Consider the following 25,769-nt stretch of genomic DNA (forward strand, 5'->3'; position numbering starts at 1 on the left):
TATTTGCTTATTTAGTACTGCTTATCGTTGGCTCTCCAGGGTTTGCATGGGTGTGGCCAGCTCCACGTTGGAGGTGTTGGGGAAGGCCAGGAAATGAGTGACGCGCGGCGCCTCCGGCCCGCGGTGAAACTGGCGTACCTGGGCTTCCACGGCCAGGTCTTCGCGGGTGAAGCGGTGGTGCTGGCGCTGGTGCTCGCCCCACGTAGCCACGTAAAAAAACTCGGTGATTTGCGTGGGGCGGGCTACATCGGAAAACACGCCGGCCCGCAGGGCGCCATCGCGCAGCCGCAGCCGCTTGAGCTGCTCGGCCGCCGCCCGGAAGGCGGGCCAGTCGGCCGGCTCCACCTGGTATTCTATCATCACCACCACCGGGCCGTCGTCGGGGTCGATGTGGTTGTCGGCATCGGGGTCGGGCCAGTGTTCGGCGGGGTTCAGGTCGAGGTTTTCGGCCGGGCGCATGGGGAAGGGCACGGCCAGCAGGGCGCTGAGCAGCATCCAGCCGCCGGCGGCCAGCAGCGCAATTTCCAGCGTGGAGTGGTCGGCCAGCTGGCCCCAGACCAGGCTGCCCACCGACATGCCCGCCTGAAACACCAGCATGTACACGCTAATTACGCGGGCCTGCACCCATTTGGGCACGCTCAGCTGCACGGTGGTGCTGAAACTGGTCATCACCATCAACCAGGCGATGCCGGAGCAGAACATCACGGCGTAGAGCAGGTAGATGTACGTGACGAGGGCCAGGGCCACGTTGGTACCCGCAAACACGAGCACGCCCAGCAGCACCCGGTGGTTGAAATTGAGGCGGTTGCCCGCCCGGCCCATCAGGAAAGCACCCGTTACGGCGCCCGCGCCCAGCCACGACAGCATGACGCCGTAGTGCCCCGAGCTCAGATTCAGCTTGCGGGCGATGACCACCGACAGCAGCCCCCACATGGCCGCCGTGCCAAACGAGAAGGCGAACGTGCGCACCAGCACTCCGTAAATGGCCGGCGAATACTGCACGTAGCGCAGCCCGGCCCGCAGCGCACCCATAAAATTCTCGGTCGGGCCGCTGGTAACGGTGGCTTCGCGCTTCCAGAAATACACCACCATCCAGGTGCCCAGAAACGAAATGCCATTCAGCAAAAACACCCAGCCCGACGAATAATACGCAATAATGGCCCCGCCAATGGCCGGCCCGATGGCCCGCGCAATGTTGTTGCTCACGCCGTTGAGGGTGATGGCGAAGGGCAGGGCCGTGCGGGGCACCAGCTCCACGGTCACGGTTTGCCAGATGGGGGCGTTCAGGGCCGCGCCCATGCCCAGCAGAAACGTGAAGCCCAGCACGCCCAGCGCCGAAATGCCGCCCGTGAGCGTGAACACCCCCAGCACCGTGGCCACCACCGCCATAAATGCCTGGGTGAAGAGCAGCAGCTTGCGGCGGTCAATCAGGTCGGCCATGGCCCCGGCCGGCATGCTCAGCAGGAAGGCCGGCAGGCTGGTGGCGGCCTGCATCAGGGCCACCAGCAAAACCGAGGTGGTGAGGGTGGTGACGAGCCACACGCCGGCCACGTTTTGCATCCAGGTGCCCACGTTCGACACCAGGCCCGCAATCCAGACGGCGCGGAACACCGCGTACATAAACGGCGTCAGCAGCGTGGGTTTGGGGGCAGCAGCAGCAGCAGAAACGGCGGAATCAGTCATCAAAAAGCACAAAAACCTACCGTGCTAAACCAGCAAGCGGGGCAAATGGCTTTCTACGGATTTTAGGTAGTGAGCAGTGAAGGCACTTTCCTGCTCACTGATTCCCACCTACCGCCGCTGCGACGACTCACGTATCAGGAGCTTGGGTTTGAGCACGATGGGCTTGGGCGGGCCCTGGCTTTTGGGGCCACTTTTCAGCATCTTTTGCAGCAGCTGCACGGCGGCTTTACCCATTTGCTCCGAGCGCTGGTCCACGGTGCTGAGCATGGGTTCGGTGAGGGAGGTGAACATCTCGTTGCTGAAGCCCACGATGGCCACATCCTGCGGCACGCGCAGGCGGTGCGCCTTCACCACCTGCAGGGCTCCCACGGCCGAGAGGTCGTTGGACGAAAACACGCCGTCGGGGCGCTGGCGCAGCTTGAGGAGCTGGCGCATGGCGTGGGCGCCGTTCTTCTGGTTGAGCTCGAAAAAGGCCATCAGGTCGTCGTCGATGGGCAGGCCGTGGGCGGTGAGGGCGTCGAGGTAGGCCTGGTGGCGGTACTTGTTAATGTTGAGGTGCAACGGCCCACTGAAGTGGGCAATGCGCGTGCAGCCCTGCTCGATGAGGTGCGACACCACCTGGTAAGCGCCCTGGTAGTCGTCGAACACCACCGAGCTCACGTTGCTGCCCTGGAAATCCTCCATCACCCGGTCGAAGAACACGAGCGGAATGTTCTGCTGGCGCACGTCTTCGAAGTGGCGGAAGTTATCGGTCGTATTGGCCACCGACACCAAAATGCCTTCCACCTGGGCATTGAGGAGCAGGTCGATGTTGAGCTGCTCCTGGCGCACGTCCTCATTCGACTGGCAAATCATCACGTTGAAGCCCAGCTTGGCGGCTTCGGTGGCAATGCCGTGCACCACCTTCGGAAAAAAATCGCCGGTGATGTGCGGCACCAGAATCCCCACCGTGTTGCTGCGGCCCCGGCGCAGGCCAGCGGCCAGCTGGTTGGGCTTGTAGTGCAGCTCGTCGGCCAGCTGGCGCACCCGCAGCTTGGTGGCTTCGCTCACGTCGTCGTGGTTGCTGAGGGCCCGCGAAATAGTAGAAGGCGAGAGGCCCAGCGTCTTGGCCAAGTCGGTGATGGAAGCGCGTCGGTTGGCCATCGGGTGGGTTTTAGCGAAGTGAATAAATGCCCGCACCCCGGCAATAAGCCAGTTGCGACAAGCCTCAGCCCTGCCGGAAAAAGAGCGGGCCCGGCCCAATCGGGGCTCCGGCCCGGCAGGCTAACTTTATAACCGAAAGCCGGCCGACCTGCTTTTTCGCGCGGCTGCGCTTTTGGCAATAGACGGAAATTCTACCGCAATCTAACAGCCGCCGGGGATTACGAGGCGCGCAAAAACGAAAAGCCGGCCGCTCCCGACCACGCCCCCGCAACGCCGCCCGCAACAGAAGCGGGGCTTATTCCACTACCAGCCCGTATTTGGCTACCACGCCCAGCAGGCCGGGCAGGCTGAAGCGGGCGGTGCGCAGCGGGTTGCTTTCGGGGTCGATGGTAAAGCCGGTGGCGGTGGTGAAATCGGCGCCCGCCAGCTGGGTTTTCTGAAAAACGGCCCCGGCCAGCGAACACGCCTCAAAGACGGATTCTGACAGGTTGGCATCGGCAAAATCGGCCTCGTCCAGTGCGCAATGCACGAAGCGGGTGGCCGGCATGTGGCGGCCCGCAAACGAGGCGTAGCGGAGCTGGCAATGGTCGAAATGCACCCCGAACAGCATGTCGCGGCAGGCCGTGAACTGCAGGCCCAGGAGCTTGCATTCGGCGAAAGCCACGTTTTGCAACGCCGTGCCCGCCAGCCGTACCCCGGCCAGGTTGCAGCGCTCAAACCGGCAGTCGGCGAAACGCTTGTGGCTCAGGTCGGCCCCGGTAAAATCGCAGTTGATGAAGTGGTACTCCTCAAATTCGGGCTGGCCGGCGAGGTGCCGCGCCTCCCAGCCGGTCACCACCTGGTTTTCGGGGAAATAGTCGGGCTTGCGGGCAGTGGAAAGCGGTTTGCGGCGTGGTTTCATAGCGCTAGTTGTCTTTGGTAGAGGTAGCCTGAGGCCTTCCCCGCGGCTACTGCTTCACCACTTGCTGCGTGCGGCTGAACCCGCGGCCGCTCAGCCGCAATACGTAGGTGCCGGGCGCCAGCCGCGCCGTGCGGCGCGCCAGCTCGCGCTGCAGCATGTCGGCCGGGCCTTGCAGTGCCAGCACGCGCTGGCCCAGCAGCGAAACCAACTCCAGGGACAGCGGCTGCGGAGCAGGCACGCCCGTAATGCGGAAGGCGAATGCCCCGGCAGCCGGGTTGGGAAACACCTCCAGCACAGCCCCGGCGCCGGCCTTCGCAGTGGCCGTTACCACCCGGTCGAAATTCAGACCAATGAGCACGGGGTCGTGGTCGGAAGAGCGAAACGGGCTGCTGATGTCGGTGGCAGCTCCGGCCACGCTGTACTCCAGAAACACCGGCTCGCTGGCGTTAATGTGCCAGGTTTCAACGGTGGCCCGGCCCGCCAGGCTGGGCGTGAGCACGGCGTGGTCGAGCGAGCCGCTCTGGCCGCTGAATACATAGGAGGTGCTCGTGGGCGGGCCGGCCACCAGCAGGCCGGCGGCGCGCAGCACGTCCATGGGGTCTTCTTCGTAGTTGGCGTTATAGTCGCCCACGCTCAGCACGTAGCGTGTGCCGGCGGGCTTCACCACTTCCTCAATAAACTGCACCAGGCCCACGGCCTGTCCTCTGCGCCGCGGGTTCGAGGCGCCCTGGCCGTCGCCCTGGTCGGCGTTGGCTCCGCTGCCGCTGGCTTTCGACTTGAAGTGGTTGACGATGAGGGCAAACGTATCGGCCACGGCTGTGCGGGTAGTGAAGAGCTGGGCCACGGGCGGGCGCTCGAAAATGCCATTGGCCGGAGCCAGCAACACATTGCCGTAGAGCGCGAGCACGGCCGGCTTGTAAAGAATGGCGCAGCGAATAACGTCGGTGTTGTTAGGCTGGCGCACGGCGCCGTCTTCCACGAAAGCGTAGGTGCCCGCGCCGAGGGCTTCGTTCAGCCCGCTCACCAGGTCCTGAATGGCCGAGTTGGGGCCGGTGCCGTCGTTTTCAATCTCAATCAGGCCCACCGCATCGGCATTCATCTGCACGAGGGCGGCAATGATTTTGCTGCGCTGGCGCGCGAAATCAACCGCAGTCCTGGCCCCGCGCGAGGTCGGAAACCCGCCGCCCAGGCCATCGCCGTTGAAGTAGTTGAGCACGTTGAAGCTGGCCACTTTCACATCGGTAGGGCCGAAGGTGGGCACCGGCGGGCGCACCACGGTAACCAGGGGCGCATCGGGGCCGGCCAGCGGCTGCACGCGCCAGCGGCCGTTGCCGTAGCCCAAAATACCGCGCAGGCTGGCCACGGTGCTGCCCACGCGCACGGTTTGGGTGGCGGCGTCGAGGTAGGGGATGGGCTGGGGGTTGGTGGCGGCCCGGCCATCGTCGAGCACCAGGATTTTGCTGGCGTTGGCGGCCTGGTAGGCGGCCACGGCGGCTACGTTGGTGGCGCCGTCGCTGCTGGTGCCGGTGGCCGGGTCGTCGTTGGGGTCCACGAGCTGGGTGGGCTGGTACACCAGGCCACGGGTCGAAATGGTGAGCTCCCCGCGCGACTTCACCGCGCCCACATCCGACACGGTGACGGGCGCGGAAAACTGCACCCGCATGCCTTCAAACGCCTCGGCCGTGGCGCTCGAATACGTGGCATTGTCGACCAGCGCAAAGGCCGGCAGCGCCTGGCCACTGGCCAGCACCGTGATGGCCGGCCCCGTGAGTACGGCCTGATTAAACGAGGGCGTGGAGGCAATTTCCTGCACCAGCCCGCTCACGCGGATTCTGGTGCCCACCGTCACCGTGGGGTTGGTTTGCACCACAAACAGGGCGTCGGAAGTGGCCGGGTTGCCATCGGCGCCGCTGGCCTCGTTTTGCAGGTAGAAACCGGCCGGGCTCAGGCCAGGGTACACACCGGTCACAATGCCCTCGACCGTGTAGGTGCCGGTGGTGGCCAGCACGCCCGTACCCTGAATAACGCCAATGGGCGTAAGCTGCTGCGCCACAACGGGCGCGGCCACGACAAGGGAACAGGCAACCAGAAAAGCAGGCGTTAAAAATCTCATCAAATTTAAAATTCGGGACGAAGAAAACAGGGCTACGAAGGTACCGGAATTTGGCCCGCTGGCTCCCGGCATCGGGTTGGGCGGGTGCCGGGCTGAACTTTCGCAGGGCTAGCGGATTGTTAGCGCATCGTACCGGTTTTTCGGTTCGATTTCGTAATAGCTTCCTCATGCGCACCATCAAGCAGCAGCACCGCGCCGTGAGCGCGCCCATTGCCGACCTCACTACCTATCGGGCTTTGCCCACGCAGTCCATTGAGTACGTGGACCCGTTTCTGTTTCTCAACCACCACGGGCCGCAGGTGTACCGGCCCCACAACAACGGCCTGCCCTTCGGCCCGCACCCGCACCGGGGCTTCGAAACCGTGACCTTTATTCTGGCAGGCGACATCCTGCACAAGGACAGCAGCGGCCACGAAAGCGTGATTGAAGCCGGCGGCATTCAGTGGATGACGGCCGGCAGCGGCCTGATTCATGCCGAGGTTTCATCGGATAATTTCAAGAAAACCGGCGGGCCGCTGGAAATCCTGCAGCTGTGGGTGAACCTGCCCGCCAAAGACAAGATGACGGCCCCGCGCTATATCGGCCTGCAGCGCGACGAAATTCCAACCGTGGCCCTCGATGGCGGCGTGCGCATCCACGCCGTGTCGGGCGAGTGGGCGGGCACGACGGGCGCCGTGCAGCCGCTGGCCGACGTGCAGCTGGCCTGGCTGGAGCTGCCGGCCGGCAGCCGCGCCGTGCTGCCCGTGGCGGCCGAGCGCAGCATCTTCCTCTACACCGTGCGCGGCGCCCTGCGCGTGAACGGCACCGAAACCCAGGCCCTGCAGCTCGTCGAATTCAACCACGACGGCGACGCGCTGACCCTGGAAGCCAGCACCGACGCCGTGGTGCTGCTGGGCCACGCCCGGCCGTTTGGCGAGCCCGTGGTGAGCGGTGGTCCGTTTGTGATGAACACCGAGGCCGAAATTCAGCAGGCTTACGCCGACTACCGAAGCGGGGCGTTTGGCACCTGGAAAGGCTAGTGCTGAAAAAAAGTTGCCCAAAAATTAACCTCTGCCGTAGCTTCTGAGTTGTGGGCTGTGCACCTGTGCCGGTACGGGACAGTGGCTTTACCTGAGTTTGTGATTTTTTGATGCCGCAGCCCAACCGCTCCCTTTATTTTGAAAACGCTACCGGCCGTATTTGGGAAGAGCCCGCGCAATATCTGCGAATAGAATACTACCCTGGTGCCCGCGAAAATGCTCCTTTTCGGGCTTTGCTTACGCACCTGGCGCAGGCGTTGGTGCGGCGGCAGTGGGATAAAATACTGGTTGACCAGCGCGAAATGGCGCCCTACAGCCCCACCGAGCAAGACTGGATGACCAACGAATGGCTGCCCCGCGCCGTGCGCGAAAGTGGCTACCGCTACGGCGCCGTGCTGGTGGCCAACGACGTATTTGCCCGCCTGGCCATGAACCAGTTGATGATGGCCACCCGCACCCTGGCCCACACCTACCGCGCCTTCGAAGCCGAAGACGCGGCCGTGGTGTGGCTGGTGCAGCAGTAGCATTGCCTCCAACCTCACGCGCAACATATTCGCAGCGGGCACCGTTGGCAGGAGCATTGATTTTGAATCAATTTGCACCTCTTTTAATATGCTGAAAACGCTGACTTTCGCCCTTCTGTTGGCAAGTGCCGCACCCGCCTTCGCCCAAACAGCTCCTGTGGCCTCCGCAGTTGCCAAAGCGCCCCAGTACGAGCATTGCATAATGGTGCTTATGAGTGCGTATTACGGCGGTTCGAACATTATCCTGGAGTTTGGGCAGGACGCAAAAGGCGCGCCTGCGAATCCCGAGCTAATTCAAGCCGATGTAGCCATTCGCAAGCTGCGCTCGGTAGTCTTGGCCCTCAATTATATGAGCAGCCAGGGCTGGGAATGCATCAGCGTGAACACGCTCGCCGGGGATGGTGGAGATACCGGCTATCTGCTGCGGCGCGCCAAATAAACCGGGCCGCGCCTAGCTCACCTTTTCGGTGGCCAATACGTCTTCCTGCCCAGCCAGCAGGTCCTCAAACGTCTGGCGGCGGCGAATGAGGCGCAGCTCGCCGCTCTCGTCCAGCAGCACTTCGGCCGGGCGGGTGCGGGAGTTGAAGCTGCTGCTCATTTCGAAGCCGTAGGCGCCGGCATTGTGGAAGGCCAGCAGGTCGTTTTCGCGGATGTCGGGCAGCAGCCGGTCCCAGGCAAAGGTGTCGGTTTCGCAGATGTTGCCCACCACGGTGTAGAGCCGCCCCGTGCCCTTGGGGTTGGTCAGGTTGCTGATGTGGTGGTAGCTGTCGTAGAACATGGGCCGGATGAGGTGGTTGAAGCCCGAATTGACGCCCGCGAACACCGTGGCGGTGGTTTGCTTCACCACGGCCACGCTCACCAGCAGGTAGCCGGCCTCGCTCACCAGGTACTTGCCGGGCTCGAACCAGCACTCCAGCGGCCGGCCGTATTCCTGCTCGAAGGTTTTGAAGGCCGCCGCCACCTGCACGCCCAGGGCGTCCACGTCGGTTTCGGCATCGCCGGGCTTGTAGGGTACTTTAAAGCCCGAGCCCAGGTCCAGAAAATCCAGCTCGGGGAAGCGGCCGGCGGCGTCGAACAGGATTTCGAGGGCGCGCATAAACACGCCCACGTCCTTGATTTCGGAGCCGGTGTGCATGTGCAGGCCCTTCACGTGCAGGCCGGTGCCCTTCACCACGCGCTCGAGGTGGCGCAGCTGGTGAATGCTGATGCCAAACTTGCTGTCGATGTGGCCGGTTTGAATCTTGTAGTTGCCGCCCGCCTCAATGTGCGGGTTCAGGCGCACGCACACCGGGTAGGAGCCGCCAAACGTGGCCCCAAACCGCTCCAGCAGCGAGATGTTGTCGATGTTGAGGTTCACGCCCAGCTCCTTGGCTTCCACCAATTCCTCAAACGTCACGCTGTTGGGTGTAAACAGGATGTCGCCGGGCGCAAACCCCACGTGCAGCCCCAGCCGCACCTCGTTGATGCTCACGCAGTCGAGTCCCGAGCCCAGGCCGTGAATGTGGCGCAGGATGCTCACGTTGCTCAGCGCCTTGCAGGCGTAGAAAAACCGCGTTTTATGTCCCGAAAAAGCTTTTACAAGTTTTTCGTACTGACCGGTGATGGTCGCAGAATTATACACGTAAAGGGGGGTGCCGAACTGGTCGGCAGCAGCGCGCAGCGCATCGTTAATACCAGACATAAGTACAAAAGTAAGGCCCCGCCGCGGGGCCTTGTCGTAGCCTCAGGCAAATAGTACATTTACTCACCACCCATAGTTTCCCCAAGCCACTTTATGTCCGCCCCTCAACCCCTGGAAGTATGGCTGCGCGGCCCCCTGCCCAGCGTGCCGCCGCTGCTGCAGCCCGTGGCCCACGCCCTGCTGCAGGCCCGCGAAGAGTTGACTGCCGCCCTGGCTGATTTCCCGCTCGCGCTGCTCAACGAGCGGCCTGCTGGGGTGGCGTCCGTGGGCTTCCACCTGCAGCACCTGGCCGGCGTGCTCAACCGCCTGCTGACCTACGCCCGCGCCGAGCCGTTAACCGCAAGCCAATTTGCCGATTTTGATGCCGAAACCCCACCGCTGCCCCTCACCCTGGACGCGGTGACCCGCCTGGTGCAGCGGTTCAACCAAGAAGTTGACGCGGCGCTGCAGCAGCTCGCCACCACGCCCGAAAGCAGCCTGGCCGAAGTGCGCGGCGTGGGCCGGGCGCAGGTGCCGTCCAACGTTGTTGGCCTGCTCACGCACGCGGCCGAGCACACCACGCGGCACCTGGGCCAGCTGTTGGTCACGGCCAAATGGGTGCGAAGTATTAGTCAATAAGACTGCAGTCAATAGCTTATCGCGAGCCGGCGGCGGCCTGCATCCGCGGCTTGCCCCGCTCATACTGCACCGGCCAGGGCATTTCGGCGCCCAGCTCGTGCGCTGCAAGCAGCGGGAAGTAGGGCTCGCGCAGGAACTCGCGGGCCAGCAGCACCAGGTCGGCCTGGCCGTTGGCCAGCACGGCTTCGGCCTCGGCGGGCGTGGTGATGAGGCCCACGGCCCCGGTCAGAATACCCGCCTCGGCCTTGATGCGCTCGGCAAACTCCACCTGGTAGCCGGGGCCCACGGGAATGGGTGCTTTGGGCACGTTGCCGCCCGTGGAGCAGTCAATAAGGTCGACGCCGCGGGTTTTGAGCAGCGCGGCCAGCTGTACGGATTCGTCGGCGTTCCAGCCGCCTTCGGTCCAGTCGGTGGCCGAAATCCGCACGAGGAGGGGCAGGTTTTCGGGCCACACCTCGCGGGTGGCGGCCGTTACCTCCAGCAGCAGGCGAATGCGGTTTTCGAAGGAGCCACCGTACGCATCGGTGCGGTGGTTGCTGAGCGGCGACAGAAACTCGTGCAGCAGGTAGCCGTGCGCCGCGTGCAGCTCAACAACTTGGAAGCCCGCCGCCAGCGAGCGGGCCGCCGCCGCCCGGAAATCGGCAATGACTTTCTGAATGCCAGCTGTGTCGAGGGCGGTGGGCTGTGCGTAGTCATCGGCAAATGCCACGGCGCTGGGGCCTACTACCGGCCAGCCGCCGTCGCTTTCGGGCACGACGCCCGCGCCTTTCCAGGAAGTGTAGGTGCTGGCTTTGCGGCCGGCGTGCGCCAGCTGAATGCCGGGCACGCTGCCCTGCGCCGTGATAAAAGCGTTGATGCGTTGGAGCATGGGCACGTGCTCGTCTTTCCAGATGCCGAGGTCGTCGGGGCTGATGCGGCCCTCCGGCGATACCGCCGCCGCCTCGCTAATGATGAGGCCGGCGCCGCCTACCGCCCGCCCGCCCAAATGCACCAGGTGCCAGTCATTAGCAAAGCCGTCGACGCTGCTGTACTGGCACATGGGCGACACCACAATGCGGTTTTTGAGGGTGATACCGCGCAGGGTGAGGGGTTCAAATAGCTTAACCATGAAATTGCTGAAGGAGAATGCGAAGCTGACTTAACCGGTTTTTCGGCGGTTAGGTTTTGGTGGGAGCGCGGCGGGGCGTTCAGTTACGGGGCCACCCAATGACAGCTAGAGCCGCGCAAACGCGCCAAGAGTAGCAGCAGCCGAGGCCCCACACCGGGCTGGTAATGCCCCGGCAACGCACGTTCCTGCTTGTGCTTTCCGGAATTCTGGCTACCTTGCCATCGTAATCACGTTCCTCCATGCTCCAGACGCGCTACTTTTTTGGCTATTACTACTTCTACGCTGCCGCGTAGAACGAGCCGCTGTTTGTAGCTAATCCAACAAACTTCTCCAGCGCCGCTCGTTCTCCGAGTCGGCGCTTTTTTAATGCCCGTTTCCCAATGCTACCCACGCAGCAGGTCTTTTTTTATTACGGCTATTACTGCTTCTACCCGAAGAGGCCGGCCCGCTGTTGCCAGTGTTAACCACCACACTAGCTGTCAACAACACCAGGGCCCCGCACAACGGAGGCCCTTTTTTATTGCCCTGTAAATCAGTTGCTGGTTGTTAGTTGTCGGTTGTCAGAGCCTCGATAATCAACCATTAACAACCAGCAACTAATAACTAACAACTGACAACTAACAACACCATGCCCACCCACGTCTCCATTCAGGGTTTTCAGGGAAGCTTCCACGAAGTAGCGGCCCGGCAGTATTTCGGGGCCGGGCCGGCGCTGCTGCCCTGCGCCACCTTTGCCGCCGTGGTAGCCCACGTGGTGAAGGGTACCGCCGGGGCCGGCCTCATGGCCATGGAAAACTCGCTGGCCGGCAGCATTCTGCCCAACTACCTGCTGCTGGAGCGCCACGCCGTGCAAGTGACAGGCGAAGTGTATCTGCCTATTCATCAGCACCTGCTGGCCCTGCCCGGCACCACGCTGGCCGACGTGCGGGCCGTGCACTCGCACCCCATGGCCCTGCGCCAGTGCGGCGAGTTTCTCGACCGCCACTCACACTGGAAGCTGGTGGAAACCGACGACACCGGCCACAGCGCCCAGCTGCTAGCCGAAACCCGCGCCCCCGGCGTGGCCGTGGTGGCCGGTGCCCAGGCCGCCGAGCAATTCGGCCTGCAAATCCTGGCACCCGCCATTCACGACGACCCGCACAACTACACCCGTTTCCTGGTGCTGGAGCGCACTGATATTGCCCAAATCGACCCACGGGCCGACAAAGCTTCCCTGTATTTTTACACCAGCCATGCGCCCGGCAGCTTGGCCGCCGTGCTCACCCGCGTGGCCGCCCATGGCCTCAACCTGAGCAAGCTGCAGTCGTGCCCGCGTCCCAGTCAACCCTGGCACTACGGCTTTCATGCTGATGTGGAGTTTGGAGATAGCACTCAGCTGGAAGCGCTACTAGCCGACTTGACTGCCGTAACCGAAGAGTTGCGCGTGCTGGGCACCTACCGCCGCGGGCAGTGGACCACCGCGCCCACCGAAACTATAGCTGCCTCAGCAGCGGCGCAACTGGCTTAGGAATCATGACGACTACTCCCGAAACCCGAATGCAAGTGCCCGTAGCCAGCCGCCTGGCCCACACCGGCGAATACTACTTCTCGCGCAAGCTGCGCGAGCTGGCCGCGCTCAACGCGGCCGGCGCCAACATCATCAACCTCGGCATTGGTAGTCCCGATTTGCCGCCGCATCCCAGCGTGACCGCCGCCCTCACGGCCACGGCCGCGCTGCCCACCGCCCACGGCTACCAGGGCTACCAGGGCACCCCGGCCCTGCGCGGCGCCATGGCCGAATTCTACCAGCGCCACTACGATGTGGCCCTCGACCCGGCCAGTGAGATTATGCCGCTGCTGGGTTCTAAAGAGGGCTTGATGCACGTGGCCATGACGTTTCTGGAAGCCGGCGACGCCGTGCTCATTCCCAATCCCGGCTACCCCACCTACCGCGCCGTGGCCGAAATATGCGGGGCCGAAGTACGTGAGTACGACCTAACGGCCGCTGCCGGCTGGCTGCCCGATTTGGATGCCCTGGCTCAAACCGACCTCTCGCGGGTGAAACTCATGCTGGTGAATTACCCGCACATGCCCACCGGCACGGCCGCCGACCTGCCTTTCCTCACGCACCTCGTAGCCTTTGCCCGTCAGCACCAAATCCTGCTGGTGCACGACAACCCTTACGGCTTCATTCTCAACGAAACGCCGCCCGTTAGCCTGTTGGCCGTGCCCGGCGCCCGCGAGGTAGCCCTGGAGTTGAATTCGCTGAGCAAGTCGCACAACCTGGCCGGCTGGCGGGTGGGCATGCTGGTGGGCCGCGCCGACCTGCTGGCCGACGTGCTCCGCTTCAAAAGCAACATGGACTCGGGCATGTTCCTGGGCGTGCAGCAGGCCGCCGTGGCGGCTCTGGCGCTGGGCCCCGACTGGTTCTCGGAGCTAAACGCCACCTACCGCGCCCGCCGCGAGCTGGTGGTGGAGCTGCTGCGCGCCCTGGGCTGCAACCCCACGCCGGGCCAGGTGGGCCTGTTTATCTGGGCCGCCGTACCCGCCGACTTCGCCGATGGCTACGCTCTGAGCGATGCCGTGCTGGCCCGGGCCCGGGTGTTTCTCACGCCGGGCGGCATCTTCGGCAGCAACGGCAACGGCTACATCCGCGTCAGCCTCTGCCAGCCCGAAACGGTGTTGCGCGAAGCGCTGAAGCGGGTTCTTGTTGTAAATAAAATCTAATCACATGAACGTTACCATCATCGGTCTGGGCCTCATCGGCGGCTCGCTGGCGCTTAGCCTGCGCCAACACGGCCTGGCGCACCGCCTCGTGGGGGTGGAGGCCAGCGAGCCCCACGCCCGCCGTGCGCTGGAACTGGGCCTGGTAGAGGAGGTAGAAACCGACCTGGCCACCGCCGTGCGTCGGGCCGATTTAATTGTAGTGGCCGTGCCCATGGATGCCATGGTGACGGTGCTGCCGCCCGTGCTCGACGCCGTGGCCGCGCACCAGGTGGTTATCGACGTGGGCTCGACCAAGCAGGCGCTGCTGGCGGCCGTGGCCCGGCATCCCAACCGGGGCCGCTTCGTGGCCGTGCATCCCATGGCTGGCACCGAGCATTCGGGCCCTGAGGCCGCTATGAACGGCCTGTTTGAAGGTAAAACCGTGGTGCTGTGCGACACTGCGAACAGCGACCCCGACGCCGTGCGCGTGGTGGAGCAGCTGTTTCAAGCGCTGCCTATGCGCCTGCTCTACCTCGACGGCGCCGACCACGACCTGCACACGGCCTACGTATCGCACATCTCGCACATCACCTCGTTTGCGCTGGCCCTCACGGTGCTGGAAAAAGAGAAGGAAGAACAGCGCATCTTCGACCTGGCCAGCGGCGGTTTTGAATCGACGGTGCGACTGGCCAAGAGCTCGCCGGCAACCTGGGTGCCTATTTTTCGCCAAAACCGGCTGAACGTGCTCGACGTGCTCGATGAGCACCTGCATCAGCTTCAGCACCTGCGCGAGCTGCTGGCGAAAGAAGACTACCCGGCCCTCACCGAAAAAATTCAGCAAGCCAACCACATCCGCAAAATCCTGCCCTGACAACAGAACCAATGAACCCGCCGTCGGCACCCGAAATGGCGCGTCGGTTGGTGTGGGAACGCGCCTTGGCGCTTTCCCACACCGAATAACCCATTGACAGCAAATAATTAAACTAACTCCAGTACCATGATACCAACGATGAAATCCGCACTATTCAACCGCCAGCCCGACGACAAGCCCTTCCTGATTTCGGGCCCTTGCTCGGCCGAAACCGAAGAGCAGGTGCTCGATACCTGCCAGCGACTGGCCGCCACCGGCAAGGTGCAGGCCCTGCGCGCCGGCATCTGGAAGCCCCGCACCAAGCCCGGCATGTTCGAGGGCGTGGGCACCAAGGGCCTGCCGTGGCTGAAAAAAGCCGGCGAGCTCACCGGCCTGCCCGTGGCCGTGGAAGTGGCCACCGCCAAGCACGTGGAAGACTGCCTGGCCTTTGGCGTCGATATTTTGTGGGTGGGGGCTCGCACGACCGGTAACCCGTTTTCGGTGCAGGAAATTGCCAATGCCCTGCGCGGCGTGGACGTGCCCGTGCTCGTCAAAAACCCCATTCACCCCGAGCTGGAGCTGTGGGTGGGCGCCGTGGAACGCCTGCAAAAGGCCGGTTTGGAGCACGTAGGGCTTATTCATCGGGGGTTTTCGAGCTATGGCAATACCGATTTTCGCAACGCGCCGATGTGGCACCTGCCCATTGAAATGAAGCGCCGCCTGCCCGAAATGCCGCTGCTCTGCGACCCCAGCCACATTTGCGGCCGGCGCGACACGCTGGCCGCCGTGGCCCAGCAGGCCCTGAACCTGGGTTTCGATGGCACGATGATAGAAAGCCACATCGACCCCGACAATGCCTGGAGCGACGCCAAGCAGCAAATCACTCCGGAAGTGCTGCGGGACCTGATTGAAGGCTTGGTGTGGCGCCACGAAACCACCAACCAACGCGAGTTTCTGACCGCGCTGGCCAGCTTCCGCGAACAAATCAATCAGCTCGACGCCGAGATTATGCAGCTGCTGGGCCGGCGCATGGGCGTGGCCGAAAAAATTGGCCAGTACAAAAAGGACAACGACATTACCATCCTGCAAACCGCCCGCTGGAACGAGGTGCTGGAGCGCGCCACGCGCCAGGGCCAGTCAGTGGGCCTCACCACCGATTTCGTGGCCCAATACCTCGCCGCCGTGCACCTGGAATCCATCAACCGCCAAAATCAGGTAATGGAAGGCTAGGGAATTAAACGCATAAAACGGCCCCGTTCCGGCCTCCGAAGAGGTTGGAACGGGGCCGTTTTATGCGCTGGCAACAAGCAGGTTTACTTGCCCAGCGCCATGTTGGTGATGCTGGCGGATGCGGGGGCGTGCTTTTTCAGATACTTCCGGGCTTCCTTGTGCAGGTCCGACCGGCGCTCGGCTTTTTCGAGCACCACGCGGTAGTAGCGCCGGGCGTCGGTGGCGTTGTTCTCGGCGGCGGACAGCCGGCCCAGGTTGGCCGCCGAAAACAGGTAGAAGCCGCCTTTCACCTGGCCTGCCGTTTCGCAAAACACCATGCAGCGCCGGTAATAGTCCTGGGCGGCGGCCGGGTTGCGGCGGCGGTGCTGCTCCACGTAGCCGAGGTAAAAAGAGGCCATGCGGCCGCTGAATGCTTCGTAGCCGGGCAGGCCGCGGCTCACCTTGGCCAGAATGTCGCGGCTGGTGCGCTCGCACTCGGCGAGCTCGCCCTGGGCAAAGCTGTTCTGGGCGTAGGCGCGCTGAAAGCAGCTATTGTCGGGGAAGTCTTTGGCCAGGGAGCGGGAAGCCTCCAGCGCGGCGGCCGTTTTGTTCTCTGAGTTGCTGCCCAGAATGCGCATGTGGAAAAACCTGGCCTCCGTGGCCGTATAAAAGCCGGTTTCAGCTACTTTTTCGAGCTGGGCGAGGCCGGTAGCCCGGTTGCCGCGCGGGAAAAACATCAGCACCGGGCGCAGCAGGGGGTATTCCTCTGCAATCCACACGGCGTAATAGTTGAACAGGGCCTCGCCAAACACAAATTCGGGGCTCAGGCCGTTGGCCTCGCGGCTTTTCTGCAAATACGAAAGGGCGCGCTTGCTGCTCACGGTCGCTTTGGTCCAGTCGCGGCGCTCGGCGTGCAGGCGGGCACTGAAGCCGTAGGCGGCGGAGAGGAAAAACGCGGCTTCGTAATTACGCGAATCGGCCCGGTACATGGTTTCGGCTTTGGTGATGGCCGTGTCCATGTAGGCAAAGAATAGCTTGTCGTACTGCTTGTTGTGGGTGTTGCTGGGCATTATTTTCCACCACGTATTCAGCCCCTGCATGAAGTAGGCCATGGGATGCTGTGGGTAGCGCCGGCGCAGCGAGCGGAACTGCTTTTCGGCCTGGTCGAACTTGAAGTTGTAGAGGTTTTGTACCGCCCCGCCCAGCTCGTCCTGAATGTCGGCATTGAGCAGCAGCCACTCCTTGGTGTCAATGGCCGTCGGCGCCACGTACACTTCCTCCAGGTCTATGCCCGGCATGGCGCGCACCGTGTCCGCCCCGCTCGGCAGCAGCAGCGTGCCTTCGCCCTGGGCCAGGGCACTCACGCAGGTAATCAACAACAAAACAGCAACCCGTAGCAGCCGCCACGAGCAAATGGTAAAGTAGTGTTGCACCATTAGTAATAGTTAATGTTAATAAATCAATAAAATGCTGACCTGTTAGCTAGCCTCCTCAAACGGCTTTTGTTTTAATAACAACCAGTTTAAGTACGCCTGAGTCAATCTACAAATTTAATTTGACAAAGATAAGTAATTGAATAATTTGAATTTCAGCCCATCTGCTTCCGGGAAGCAGCCAAGCATACGCTGAACCCGACAGTGGCGGTTTGCGGCTCGTTGGTCGCCGCTGAAATAAATTTTGGCGGCCCGAAATCATTGCCACCGGCAACTACTTACGCGCCGACTGCCGGTTGGCGCCAGCCGGGCTACGCCAGGGCCGGGCGCATGCCGCAAACGAAGCCATCACGTCCAGGTGTTTCTGTCAATTTTATACTTGCGAGGCTTGCTTCCAAATAAATAAAAAACCAGGTCCCACACGTAGCAGGGCCTGGTTTGAAATGAAGTAGTACTAATCTTTTTCAGCGCCCTGGGCCCGATGCGCGCAGTGCGGCCATTACTTGCCCCGCAGCCGCTCCCGCAGCTGCCCATACAGCTTTTCGCCGTCGCTGGGATGGTGCGCGCTGGCTTCTTTGGGCACACGAAGGGGCGGGGGCCGCCGCCAGGGCCGCCCCAATTAGTACTATCCAGTGTCTCATAAGGAAACTAAAAAAGGTGGCCCGTGCTAGGGAATCAGTTGGCCCGCGCCGTCAAATACGAGGTATTGCGGGCGGCGGCCCACTGCTATTTCGGCCTTGTAGAGCGGGGTTTTGCCGTCGGCGGCCCGAATCTCGGTTACGCTAAGCAGGCGGGCGTCGGGGTGGTTTTTGGTGATGTACGCCAGGGCCGGTGCGGCCAGGTAGGCCATGCCCTGGGCCGGCTCGGCCACCGCGGGGGCCGGCGTGGCCACGCCATACTTCTGGTTGAAGGCAAGCACCTCGGGTCGGCTCAAGTTCTGTTTGGTCGTTATAATGATAACGCCCGTCGTCACACCCGCTGCCCCGGCTAACTGGCGGGCATTCTCGCCCTTCAACACACTTATTGAGGCAATATCTTTGGGGTTTAAGGCACTGATGGCGGCAGTGTACAGCTTGCCATCTACGTAGTAAATGGGCGTGGGAATACGCTGGATTGGCTGTTTCGTGGCGGTAGTGACCAAAGCCGCGCCAGTATGCAGCACTCGCGCTTGGGCCGTTTGGGTAGTCGCTACGGTCAAAGGTTGCGAAGCTGCCACCGGCGCTTTGGCCGCCGTCGGTCCTGTTTGGGCCGGGGCCGATGCCATCGCGGCCGGTACCGCTGGCCCGCCGCTCTGCGCCCGGGCCGCCGAAAAGCCGAGTGCCACGGCCAGCACCAGCGGCCCGGCCACGAAATAGCGGGCTAGCTGCCCGGTCGAAGAAAAGGGAGTATTCATCATCGCAACACGGTTTTTGAGGGTTGTAAACGTGAAATGGGAAACGAGAGAAGGCCCGGCCGTGCCGTGGCTAAGGCGCAGCAGGCTGTATTGGTAGGCCCGGCGGTCGAGGCCGGTTTGCAGGGCGGCGCGGTCGGCCAGGTACTCTAGGTTGTCGAGCAGGGCCCGGCGCAGCAGCCACACTGCCGGGTTGCACCAGGCCAGGGCCTGCGCCACCTGGGCCAGCAGTACGTCGGGGGTGTGCCACTGGCGCACGTGCACCTGCTCGTGGCGCAGCACCGCGTCCAGCTCGGCGGCCGGGTGTCGGGCCGGGTTCAGGTAAATGGTTTGCCAGAACGAAAACGGGCTCACGTCACCCGCCAAAATCCGCACGGCTTGCCTGTGCACCACTGCTGGCCGGGCCGTCCGCCGCAGGCGCCCCAACGAGAGCAGCTGCCCCAGCAGACGGGCCAGCAGCAGTGCCGCACCGCCCGCGTACAGCCCCAGAACTAACATTTCCCAGTCGAGCGCCGGGGCTGTGGACCCGGCCACCGCCCCCGTGAGGACCGGGCCAATGTTCACCAGCACCGCGGCCGTAGGTTCGGTTATTTCGGCGAGCAGCAGTGCGGGCACGGGCAGCGCCGGGTACACGGCCGCAAACAGCAGCGCAAACAGCAGGTAAAAGCGGTTCAGCGTGAAAAACGTGAGCCGGCGCAGCAGCCCGAAATACGCCGCCGCGAACAGCAGCAGCGCCCCATTGGCCTTCAGCAGGTAGAGCAGGGTGGGCGACATGGCTACTCGGGTTTTTTGCTTTCGATGAGCTGAATAATCTCCTGCAAATCAGCCGCACTGATTTTGTCGTCCTGCGCGAAAAACGACACCAACTCCTTGTAGGAGTTCTGAAAATGCTGCTGCACCAGCGTGCCCAGCGAGCGGCGCTGGTACTCATCGGCCGAAATCAGGGGCACGAAGCGGAAGGAGTTGCCCAGCTTTTCGCTGCGCACGTAGCCTTTGCGCTCCAGGTTGCGGAGCGTGCTGGCCAGCGTAGTGTAGGGCGGACGCGGTGCGGGCAGGTGCTCGAGTATTTCTTTCACGAAGCCCCCGCCGGGCAGGGGCCAGAGCACGCGCAGGGCGTCTTCTTCGGGTTGGGTAAGGCGTTCCATAGGAGCAGCAGGTTCTTATTACGAATATGTCGTAATATTACGAATGTTTCGTAATAAGAACAAGCAGCCTTTACCGAAAAAAGTATAACGACAACAAAAAGGCCTCTTCCAGTCCGGAAAAGGCCTTTTTTTAAAGGAAATATTTCTTTGACGAAGGTGCTGGCATTCTCCCGCAGAAGACCAGATTCAAGCTGTGAGGTGCCAGCAATCAGAAAATGTATTGACTAATAACCAAAAACTGACAACGACCCCTTGTTGGCCTGTGCACGAGCACTCAATGCCGGACCTTGTCGGTTTGCTGAATTTGCAGCCAGCGGATGGCGGCGCCTTCGTCCCCAAAAAAGGAAATGGCGTACGGCTTGTCGTCGTAAGCTTCGGCCGAAACGTAGCTTGGCTGGCTGACGATGGACCCGTGCAGGGCCGGGCCCACGAGGTAGGCCACAAACAGGCGCCCATTCAGGCGCCGCGCCATGTCGGGGAAATACTTGGTCAGCAGCCAGTCAGTAGTGGCGGGGTCGTTGAGGGTGCGGCGCCGAATGTCCTGTAGCCAGAACCGGGCCTGCTGTTCCAGGGCCACCTCGGTCATGTGCTGGTACACGGCGGGCAGTTCGCGCGGGTCGGGCTGGTAGCCCCAGCGGCCTACCAGCACGTCAAGGTCGGCGCGGTAGGAAAAGTTGATGAGGGGAGCAGGGAGTTCCGTGGACATGAGCAAAAAGCAGGAAGGCAGGCAAATTACGCAAGTTGCGGAGCCGAAGCGGGCTGGCGCCGCCGGCTAATGTACGGGTGCGGCGGCGGGGGTGGCTATGTCGGTGGCTTCCGGTGGGTGCTTGCGTAGCGAGCGCACCGCCAGTGCCACGCTGGCGAGCGTGAGCACCGCGCCCAGCAGAAACGGCGCGCCGGGGAACTGTACCGGTGCCGTGGGCCGCGTAAAGTAACCAAATAAGTAGGTCATTACCAGCGGCCCCACTACGCCCGTGGCGCTAATGAGACTGGTAAGCGAGCCCTGCAGTTCGCCCTGCTCGTTGGCCGGCACCTGGCTCGAAATCGTACCCTGCAGCGCCGGCCCGGCCAGTCCGCCCAGGCAGTACGGCGCCAAAAACACCAGCATCAGCCAGCCCTGGGAGGCGAAGGCAAACAGCACGAAGCCCACCGTGTAGCAGGCCAGGCCAATGACAATGGCCCGTGCCGCGCCCAGCTTCGGAATGGCCACCCGCACCAGGCCGCCCTGCACCAGCCCCGAAAACAAGCCCACCACCGCCAGCGAAATGCCCACCAGCTTCTCGGTCCAGCCAAACTTGAGCATGGTGTAAAACGTCCAGACCGACTGGGTGGCCGAGCCCGCCAGGTAAACCAACACCAACGCCGCCACCAGGCCCAGCACCGCCGGGTAGTTGCGCAGCCGCAGCAGCGACGCCACAGGGTTGGCGCGGCGCCACTCAAAGGGGCGCCGCTGGGCGAGCGGCAGGGATTCGGGCAGCACAAAGAAGCCGTACAGGAAATTGCTCAGGCTCAGCCCCGCTGCTACCATAAACGGCACCCGCGACCCAAAATCAGCCAGCAAGCCGCCCACTGCCGGCCCAATGATGAAGCCCATGCCAAAGGCGGCGCCCACCAGCCCAAAGTTCTGGGCCCGCTTCTCGGGCGTGCTGATGTCGGCGATATAGGCCGTGGCCGTGGTGAAGCTGGCCCCGGTGATGCCCGCAATAACGCGGCCCACGAAAAGCCACGCCAGCGTGGGCGCGAAGGTGAGAAAAACGTAATCAAGGCCTAGGCCCAGCAGTGCCGCCAGCAACACCGGCCGCCGCCCCAGCTTGTCGCTGAGCCCGCCAATGACCGGGGCGAAACAGAATTGCGCGCTGGCGTAAGCAAACGTGAGCCAGCCGGAGTACTCCGACGCCCGGCTCAATCCCTCGCCGGTGAGCTGCTGAATGAGCTTGGGCACCACCGGAATAATAATGCCCAGCCCGATAACGTCAATCAGAATAGTGACGAAAATGAAGCCAAGGGCGGGGGAGCGTTTGTCGGACATTCGAAAAAACTGGGATGCGAAATAAAAGGCCACGGTCCGGTGCAGGCGGCGGCGCCAGCACTAGCGCTTAGGCATCGAGCCATAGGCTTTAAGCTACAAGCTGCAAGCTTTTAATTTGAGGAGCAATGGGTTGCCAGCCGTCCAATGTGCTTTTGCTTTCGCACGACTGCTTAGGCATCGAGCCACGCAATGGCAGCATTTTCTTCAATAAACCGCTCGCCGATAAACGGTTTGTCAGCAAAGTAAGCCGCCGGTGGAAAAGCCGCGTCGGCGGCCTCGTCGCGCAAGTTGACGGGCGCCAGGAGGTAGGCCAACCGGGTGCGGCCGCCCAACCGGGGCGCCAGCTGCGGCAGCCAGGTTGAGACCATCCATTGGGCACCTATCTGGTGGGTGTTTTGTCGACGCCGCACGTCCAGCAGCCAGCGCCGACAGCCGTTCGTCTGCGCCGCGTCGAGCAGCAGCTGGTAGCCAAGCTGCATTTCTGGCAGCGTAATGGGACGCAGCCACCGGCCCACCAGTAAGTCCAAGTCGGTTCGGTAGCTGATTTGCAGAAAGTCCTGGACCAGGATGGGGTTCATGCGCGGCAAGCAAATAATAGCAAGCCGCAAAGGTACGGGAAAGCCTTGCCGCCTGCCAACGTCAGGCAAACCATCAGGGCGGCTTTGGGGCGTTGGCAGGCGGCAAGGCTGTGGCACTCATCGTCCTCTATAGTTTTGGCCTCCACGCGCCGCCAGCCGGAGACCTAAACCGGGGCGCTGGCTCCCAGCGCTGCCAGCGGCAGCGGGCCCGCGTCAACGAGGCGCTGCTGGGCGCTTAGGCCCACGTCCAGCAGGTCCTGCATCAGGCCTTTGCCAATGGTTTCGCGGGTATAGGCGTCGTTGCTGGTGCTCACTACCAGCACGGGGCGTTCAGGCAGGGCCACCAGGGTCGCCCGACGGTCAATCTCAATCGGGAACACGGGCGCGCACAATATTAGTCGGGTGTAGTCCACGGCGTTGCCAGCCAGCCAGCGGCAGGCCGCTGCTGCCCCGTGCCCGAAGCCAATAACCGTGACCGGCGTGCCCGGCGCGCAGGCGGCCAGTACTTCCTGGGTCAGGGCATTGAGGTAGGTGCTGAGGTCAGCCAGGTCGGCCAGTAGCGAATCGGGGGCAAACCACGCGGCCCCGGTGCGCGGTGTTTCCCCGTCGGCGGCAGGGAGAGCGTGGCGGCTCAAGGCTTCGGGCAGCAATAGCAGGCGCTCGGGTGTGTCGAGGTTGCGGAGCTGTTCGGCCAGGTCGGTCAAGGGTTGGTCGTGGCCGTGCAGGCACACCCATACCTGCTCGATGGCTGGTCCGGGTTCGCCCAAGCTGATGTAGCGGGCAGTGCGCGGCGTGGGGAAGGAAATAGGGGTCATGCGTCAGTGTAAAATCAAAGGTAAGCGGCAGCGTGTACGGCCGCAACGCAAATGGTGCCCGGTTGCCGGGGCTTTTTTGTGGCTGAGAACCACGCTGTAACCTGCACCACCCTGCGTAATTGATATTTTTTGTGGCATTACCCAAAAATTGGCTTACCTTTGTATTACCAAACAGTGCGGGGTGGAGCAGTTGGTAGCTCGTTGGGCTCATAACCCAAAGGTCACTGGTTCGAGTCCAGTCCCCGCTACCTAAAAGGCCGTTTCCAAGCAGGAAACGGCCTTTTTTATTCTTGATGCATACAAAGTACAACAAGGACCTACCTACTTTTGAAAAGGATGTTTACCTCATTGAGGAGGTTGCTTGGTAGGCGCCCTAGTTATATTAATGAACCGATGGTTATTGTAAGTTCGGCCTATTGATAGAAACTCCGCGCTACTTCAGTAAGGGATCTAGGCTAAACTGCGCGTTCGTTGGGCGGGCGGTTGGCCTTAGAGGGTTGGTTTGCCACCAGGGTATACCTAGCGTTCTGCACGCGCTTGTGCGAGAAGTACCTCACAGCAGCGTTTGCGCAACGGTGGTAATATGGCGTATCCAACACAGTTGGAATTACTAAGCATTAGACAAGTCCGACGGGCATCGGCAAGACTTTTGCTAGCCTACTCCCACTAAGCGCTTGAATAGCTTGCGCGGGCCGATGCCGCCAAGACGTTGCATCTGCTTGCCTTTGTAAATTACCTGAACTTCCTCACACTGATACTTGATAATTCTCCCATTGGCTATAGTGTAATTAATAAAATTAAATATATAAAATTTATTATCTTAATTAAAAACCACGGGATGACTTTTAGATTTGATATCAATGCACTTAGAGCAATAGCGATAGTGGGGGTAATGTTATTTCACTATAAATTCAATGTTAGCAGAGGGGGATATGCTGGGGTCGATGTGTTTTTTGTGATTTCAGGCTATCTGATGACCAGAATAATATACAACGGGTTGACTAAGCAAACCTTTTCCTATCTAGATTTTATTAAGAAAAGATTTTTAAGAATTGTTCCATCATTGCTATTTCTTGTTAGTTCAGTATCCTTAATTTGCTTTTTTATATATCTGCCAGCAGAATACATGGTTCAGGAGAAGAACGCCCTGGCAAGTAGTGTGTTTCTTTCTAACGTATGGTATTGGCTTAACTCAAACTATTTTGACCCTAATTCTGAAACGAATCTGTTTCTACATACTTGGTCACTTTCTGTTGAATGGCAATTTTACTTATTATACCCTTTTATTCTGCTGCTGATACGTAAATTTTCTAAACAAATAAAAGAACAAACAGTATTATTATTCATTATAATTGTATTAATATGCGATGTGTCAATAGTATGTACCTATGTGTACCCAACTGCTTCGTTTTATCTTTTACCTACTAGGTCATGGGAAATGCTACTGGGCGGCCTTGCTTTTCTAATTGAAAGCCAGTATAGTCAGTATAAGTATAGTAAGCTGGTTGCAATAATAGGATATTCTTTAATAGGTATTTCGTTTGTTGATTTTGATAGTACAATGTCTTGGCCAGGGTTTTACACCATTGTCCCTGTACTGGGTACATTCATGATACTCGTGGCCAACTATAGTTCACTGCCGCTAGTAAATCATTCTTTTGTTCAGTTTACGGGAAAAATATCATATTCACTTTATTTGTGGCACTGGCCGCTATACGTGATAAGCCAATATTTTGGTGTTGAACTAGATTTAGGCATAAAACTGCTACTGATTTTTATGGCCTATGTCTTGGGATACTTGTCATATAAATATATCGAATCACACAACTTTGAAATTAAGACAGTATCAATAAGTTTCGTCTCTATAATGTTGGGTTTAGTAATAACCAGTCAGTCCGTTACTAATAAATACTTATTCAAGAAAAATACATTGGCAATCAGTGGCTATCGAAATACACACCAACAGCTTATTGACGAGCAGATGAGTGTTGGTAAGTGCTTCATAACAAGTAAGTACAGTGGTTTTTCCAGCTACGATAAAGCTGGCTGCCTCTGTTTTGACAATAACAAGAAAAATTTCCTGTTGCTTGGTGACAGCCACTCCGCTCATCTGTATTTAGCGTTAAGTGAGGCGCTTAAGCCATTCAATGTGAATTTGCTGCATGCATCAGCAAGTGGAGGTTTGCCGACTGTCGACCCGACTGGGTCGGAAAGATTTTTAGAAGTAATGCGGTATGTTTATTTTGATTTTATCCCTAAGAATAAAGTCAAATTGGACGGGGTGATAATAAGCGCGAATTGGCGACAACAGGAGGAGGGATATCTGTCTGAACAGTTAAGTAAGACCGCACTTTATCTCCGCAAAAACAATCTAAAATTCATTCTTATTGGACAGAGCGAAGTTTACACCATGCCTTTCCCGCTGATAGCTGCACGGGATTCAGAGTATGGAACCCATTCCAATGCCCGCTACCTGGATAAGCAAGCATTTATAATAGATGCGTATCTGAAAAAGCAGTTTGAGGACGAATACATAAACATAATAAACCACAGCGACTTTCCAGAAACAGCGCAGGGTAATATTCCCTACATGTTTGATGATAACCACTTGACTTCATATGGGGCGGCATTGGTTGCAAAAAAAATAGTGTCCGATTCTCTTGTGATTAATTTCCTGGGTAGTCATTGACACATGTCTTGAGCCGAGCCGAAAGAGTCTAGGTGTTTTTAAAATGGTTAGGTATTTGGCTTCGTTCCCAAAGCCAGTTTCCTTGGATTCGCTATGGGAACTCATAAATCACAGCTGTTTGTAAGAATAAGGCGCTTTAACGAAAGCCAGATACTA

General features: G+C 60.5%; 22 protein-coding genes and 1 tRNA gene. 10 read left to right on the top strand and 13 right to left on the bottom strand.

Translation table 11 applies throughout. The features are described 5' to 3' along the window. Positions 1 to 21: 21 nt before the first annotated feature. The 4 genes from GM79_RS06030 to GM79_RS06045 form a co-directional block, all read right to left on the bottom strand. Positions 22 to 1,683 (bottom strand): MFS transporter, encoded by a 1,662-nt coding sequence (locus GM79_RS06030; RefSeq protein WP_051718578.1) that lies wholly within the window; start codon positions 1,681 to 1,683, stop codon positions 22 to 24. A gap of 108 nt (positions 1,684 to 1,791) precedes the next feature. Beyond that, positions 1,792 to 2,826 (bottom strand): LacI family DNA-binding transcriptional regulator, encoded by a 1,035-nt coding sequence (locus GM79_RS06035; protein WP_035560756.1) that lies wholly within the window; start codon positions 2,824 to 2,826, stop codon positions 1,792 to 1,794. A gap of 295 nt (positions 2,827 to 3,121) precedes the next feature. Beyond that, positions 3,122 to 3,727, bottom strand: a complete 606-nt coding sequence (locus tag GM79_RS06040; protein WP_051718579.1) for a pentapeptide repeat-containing protein — start codon at positions 3,725 to 3,727, stop codon at positions 3,122 to 3,124. Between the two features lie 46 nt (positions 3,728 to 3,773). Beyond that, on the bottom strand, positions 3,774 to 5,795 hold the full coding sequence (locus GM79_RS06045) for an ExeM/NucH family extracellular endonuclease (RefSeq protein WP_051718580.1): 2,022 nt from the start codon (positions 5,793 to 5,795) through the stop codon (positions 3,774 to 3,776). Between the two features lie 212 nt (positions 5,796 to 6,007). On the opposite strand from GM79_RS06045, the gene GM79_RS06050 reads away from it, so the two are divergent. The 3 genes from GM79_RS06050 (at position 6,008) to GM79_RS06060 (ending at position 7,822) form a co-directional block, all read left to right on the top strand. After that, the gene (locus GM79_RS06050; protein ID WP_035560759.1) at positions 6,008 to 6,859 is read left to right on the top strand and encodes a pirin family protein; all 852 of its coding nucleotides are present in this window, start codon (positions 6,008 to 6,010) and stop codon (positions 6,857 to 6,859) included. A 110-nt stretch (positions 6,860 to 6,969) separates the two neighbouring features. After that, on the top strand, positions 6,970 to 7,383 hold the full coding sequence (locus GM79_RS06055; protein ID WP_035560762.1) for a hypothetical protein: 414 nt from the start codon (positions 6,970 to 6,972) through the stop codon (positions 7,381 to 7,383). Between the two features lie 88 nt (positions 7,384 to 7,471). Continuing rightward, complete coding sequence (locus tag GM79_RS06060; RefSeq protein ID WP_035560765.1) at positions 7,472 to 7,822, top strand: hypothetical protein; 351 nt, start codon at positions 7,472 to 7,474, stop codon at positions 7,820 to 7,822. 12 nt (positions 7,823 to 7,834) lie between these two features. Here the strand turns inward: GM79_RS06060 and lysA are convergent, their stop codons facing one another. Then, positions 7,835 to 9,064, bottom strand: a complete 1,230-nt coding sequence (gene lysA / locus GM79_RS06065; RefSeq protein ID WP_035560767.1) for a diaminopimelate decarboxylase — start codon at positions 9,062 to 9,064, stop codon at positions 7,835 to 7,837. Positions 9,065 to 9,157: 93 nt separating this feature from the next. Here lysA and GM79_RS06070 point away from each other — a divergent pair, with 93 nt between their 5' ends. Then, a complete protein-coding gene (locus tag GM79_RS06070) occupies positions 9,158 to 9,682 on the top strand; it encodes a DinB family protein (RefSeq protein ID WP_035560769.1) in 525 nt (174 codons plus the stop codon). A 16-nt stretch (positions 9,683 to 9,698) separates the two neighbouring features. Here GM79_RS06070 and GM79_RS06075 read toward each other — a convergent pair whose 3' ends face one another. Continuing rightward, entirely contained in the window at positions 9,699 to 10,790 is a 1,092-nt protein-coding gene (locus GM79_RS06075; RefSeq protein ID WP_035560772.1) for an NADH:flavin oxidoreductase/NADH oxidase, read from the bottom strand. 628 nt (positions 10,791 to 11,418) lie between these two features. Between GM79_RS06075 and GM79_RS06080 the strand changes: the two genes are divergently transcribed. The 4 genes from GM79_RS06080 to GM79_RS06095 all read left to right on the top strand — a co-directional run bounded on the left by GM79_RS06080 (position 11,419) and on the right by GM79_RS06095 (position 15,555). Beyond that, entirely contained in the window at positions 11,419 to 12,297 is an 879-nt protein-coding gene (locus GM79_RS06080; RefSeq protein WP_051718581.1) for a prephenate dehydratase, read from the top strand. Between the two features lie 5 nt (positions 12,298 to 12,302). Then, positions 12,303 to 13,496, top strand: a complete 1,194-nt coding sequence (locus GM79_RS06085) for a pyridoxal phosphate-dependent aminotransferase (protein WP_235183929.1) — start codon at positions 12,303 to 12,305, stop codon at positions 13,494 to 13,496. A gap of 4 nt (positions 13,497 to 13,500) precedes the next feature. After that, positions 13,501 to 14,346, top strand: a complete 846-nt coding sequence (locus GM79_RS06090; protein ID WP_035560778.1) for a prephenate dehydrogenase — start codon at positions 13,501 to 13,503, stop codon at positions 14,344 to 14,346. Positions 14,347 to 14,472: 126 nt separating this feature from the next. Further along, positions 14,473 to 15,555, top strand: coding sequence for a chorismate mutase (locus GM79_RS06095; protein ID WP_235183930.1), 1,083 nt, complete (start codon positions 14,473 to 14,475; stop codon positions 15,553 to 15,555). Positions 15,556 to 15,638: 83 nt separating this feature from the next. On the opposite strand, the gene GM79_RS06100 is transcribed toward GM79_RS06095, so the two are convergent. The 7 genes from GM79_RS06100 to GM79_RS06130 form a co-directional block, all read right to left on the bottom strand. After that, a complete protein-coding gene (locus tag GM79_RS06100) occupies positions 15,639 to 16,970 on the bottom strand; it encodes a tol-pal system protein YbgF (RefSeq protein ID WP_152559864.1) in 1,332 nt (443 codons plus the stop codon). A 664-nt stretch (positions 16,971 to 17,634) separates the two neighbouring features. Then, entirely contained in the window at positions 17,635 to 19,131 is a 1,497-nt protein-coding gene (locus tag GM79_RS06105; protein ID WP_035560783.1) for a M56 family metallopeptidase, read from the bottom strand. 2 nt (positions 19,132 to 19,133) lie between these two features. Beyond that, positions 19,134 to 19,502 carry a BlaI/MecI/CopY family transcriptional regulator gene (locus tag GM79_RS06110; RefSeq protein WP_035560786.1) on the bottom strand — a complete coding sequence of 123 codons (369 nt, stop codon included), beginning with the start codon at positions 19,500 to 19,502 and terminating at the stop codon, positions 19,134 to 19,136. 274 nt (positions 19,503 to 19,776) lie between these two features. Beyond that, the gene (locus GM79_RS06115; protein ID WP_035560789.1) at positions 19,777 to 20,208 is read right to left on the bottom strand and encodes a hypothetical protein; all 432 of its coding nucleotides are present in this window, start codon (positions 20,206 to 20,208) and stop codon (positions 19,777 to 19,779) included. 66 nt (positions 20,209 to 20,274) lie between these two features. Further along, complete coding sequence (locus tag GM79_RS06120) at positions 20,275 to 21,531, bottom strand: TCR/Tet family MFS transporter (protein WP_035560792.1); 1,257 nt, start codon at positions 21,529 to 21,531, stop codon at positions 20,275 to 20,277. 170 nt (positions 21,532 to 21,701) lie between these two features. Then, positions 21,702 to 22,109 (bottom strand): hypothetical protein, encoded by a 408-nt coding sequence (locus GM79_RS06125; RefSeq protein ID WP_035560795.1) that lies wholly within the window; start codon positions 22,107 to 22,109, stop codon positions 21,702 to 21,704. A gap of 164 nt (positions 22,110 to 22,273) precedes the next feature. Further along, positions 22,274 to 22,924: a hypothetical protein gene (locus tag GM79_RS06130; RefSeq protein ID WP_035560798.1), complete on the bottom strand. Its 651-nt coding sequence runs from the start codon at positions 22,922 to 22,924 to the stop codon at positions 22,274 to 22,276. Between the two features lie 175 nt (positions 22,925 to 23,099). On the opposite strand from GM79_RS06130, the gene GM79_RS06135 reads away from it, so the two are divergent. Next, positions 23,100 to 23,172 (top strand) — tRNA-Met (locus tag GM79_RS06135). Between the two features lie 590 nt (positions 23,173 to 23,762). After that, positions 23,763 to 25,613 carry an acyltransferase family protein gene (locus GM79_RS23695; protein ID WP_161787130.1) on the top strand — a complete coding sequence of 617 codons (1,851 nt, stop codon included), beginning with the start codon at positions 23,763 to 23,765 and terminating at the stop codon, positions 25,611 to 25,613. Positions 25,614 to 25,769 lie beyond the last annotated feature (156 nt).

Origin of the sequence: Hymenobacter sp. IS2118 (assembly GCF_000715495.1) — a bacterium.
Lineage (GTDB): Bacteria > Bacteroidota > Bacteroidia > Cytophagales > Hymenobacteraceae > Hymenobacter.